This window comes from uncultured Clostridium sp. (assembly GCF_934754915.1).
In the GTDB taxonomy this organism is placed as follows: Bacteria; Bacillota; Clostridia; order Clostridiales; family Clostridiaceae; genus Clostridium.
This window is the reverse complement of the sequence record NZ_CAKVKB010000296.1, coordinates 1-2,235: the sequence shown is the minus strand read 5'-3', so window position 1 is coordinate 2,235 and position 2,235 is coordinate 1. Positions and strand designations below refer to the sequence as shown.

At 33.8% G+C, this 2,235-nt stretch carries 2 protein-coding genes; both read left to right on the top strand.

The genetic code is table 11. The features are described from left to right. The first annotated feature begins 628 nt into the window (after window positions 1–628). Entirely contained in the window at window positions 629–829 is a 201-nt protein-coding gene (locus tag Q0F58_RS19040; RefSeq protein ID WP_294379592.1) for a helix-turn-helix domain-containing protein, read from the top strand. A gap of 3 nt (window positions 830–832) precedes the next feature. Continuing rightward, on the top strand, window positions 833–2,095 hold the full coding sequence (locus tag Q0F58_RS19035; protein ID WP_294379590.1) for a site-specific integrase: 1,263 nt from the start codon (window positions 833–835) through the stop codon (window positions 2,093–2,095). Window positions 2,096–2,235: the final 140 nt, after the last annotated feature.

The window sequence follows — 2,235 nt, the reverse complement described above, 5'->3', positions numbered from 1 at the left end:
CATTATCATGTCCTCCGACTATTCTTTTTTGTTTATAAAATCAAAGTCGGAAGGCTTTATGTTAGACATATATTCAAAATTAATCTATATGTTTGTTTTAAGGCATAAAAAATGCCGACAAGCGAATATTTGCTTATCGGCAGTCTCACTATACTTTCGGATTCATTTTATATATGACATTATTAAATTGATTCCAGATATTAATCCATAAAAGAAATGATTTCAAATTTGTACATTTTAATTTTTTTACAACACCCTCTATACGATATGCTTTGCCGAATATATTTTCTTTCGTTCTGAAAGCGTATCGGAAAAAGAGTAAGCGGTAAAGGAGAAAAAATGTCGCTTAAAATACAAAATAGAAACTGTCTGACGCAATATTTTTTCTGATAACGACTTTTATAAATAAACCTCCGATTTATCCTTGACAGCTTCCTCTTTTTCCGATGGGGATCGGGCGTCGAAAGAAAAATTTTCGGCAAATGCATATCGTATCTGTTTTTATTATTTTCCACTGAGTTTGGATTCAGTTGGGGTAAATCGGGGTTTTACCGAGGCTGAGTTTCTTACTTTTTCCGAAAAAAAGAGTTACGATAAATTTATAAAAATTTTTAGGAGGTGTCAACAAATGACAAACAATAACACACAAGAACTTTTCTCTTCATACCCCGATATTTTATCGCTGGAAAACCTTATGGAAATGCTCCAAATCGGAAGAGTATTTGCATATAAACTTGTAAAAAGTAAAAAGGTTAAAGCAATTAAAATCGGAAGAGAGTACAAAATCACAAAAGCAAGCGTTATAGAACTATTTAAAAAAGGAGCATAAGAAATGACCGGAAATTTAACGTTAAGAAATGGTCTTTGGTATTGTGTTTTGTATTATAAAACACAGGACGGGACACACAAGCAAAAATGGATATCCACAGGACTTAAAGAACGAGGCAACAAAAAAGAAGCTCAACGCATCCTGCAAGAAAAGATCGCAGAATTCGCTAATCTTGAAAACAAATCGGCAGAAAAACCCTTAACAAATACAAATGAAGGGAAAATACGTTGGCTTGTCTGGTTGCAAGATTATATTACAGGCATCAAAGAAACACTATCCCCATATGTATTTTATATTTACAATACTTCGTATATGGGCATTTTTAAACTTTACTGGGAGGAAACAAATCCATATCTCGAAGATATGAAAACGGAAGATATAATTAGCTTTTATAACTATTTAAAAGACGAAAGAAAAGTTAAAAATATAACCGTCAAGCATTATTCGAATATATTACGCCCGGCAATAAAAAAGGCATACGTTGAAAAACGACTTGCAGAAAATATTTATGATTTTATGCCCGCTATAAAAAGAGAACGTTCTCACGTTTCGTTTTATGATCAGAACGAGCTTGAAATACTCTTAAGTGCTGTAAAAAATGAAAAAATCGGATTACCGATCAAAATATTGGCATATTACGGGTTTCGGCGCTCAGAGCTTTTAGGGCTTCGCTGGGAGGCTATAGACTTTACAAATAAAACAATTTCGATAAATCATAAAGTTATAGTTTCACAAAAGGAAGTATATCTCACAGACACGCTTAAAACAGCTTCGAGCGCAAGAACCTTACCGCTTATGCCTGATATTGAAAAAGAACTTCTCAAATGGAAAGAACAACAAAAGAAGGATGAGGAATACTGGGGCGAAGCTTATAATAAGAAATATATCGGCTATATATTTCTTCATGAAACCGGCGATTTAATGCTTCCGGATTATCTTTCTCACGCGTTTCAAAAAGTGCTGAAAAAGAACAACTTGCGACATATACGATTGCATGATTTAAGACATTCCTGCGCATCGCTGCTTCTTGCAAACGGAATACCTATGAAAGAAATTCAGGACTGGTTAGGTCATTCAGACTATAACGTAACGGCTAATACATACAGCCACCTGGATTTTTCTATGAAAGTTCAATCGGCTGAGAAAATTTCCGCAGCACTCGGTAAAAAAGACACAAAGGAAAACAAAATTCAGGAACTTAAAATAAAATTAAAAGATGCGGGAATATCCTCGGTTGACGAACTGATAAAATTACTCAAGGACTAATGAAACATTTAATAAAAATAGCAAGCAAACTCGGCATACTCCGAAAATTGCTTGCTATTTTTATTTTAGCCGAAGGAAACCTCAGCAAAAACGCACTATGAAAACTTAAAAAATAATATTTGTACTTATATGGATGCTGT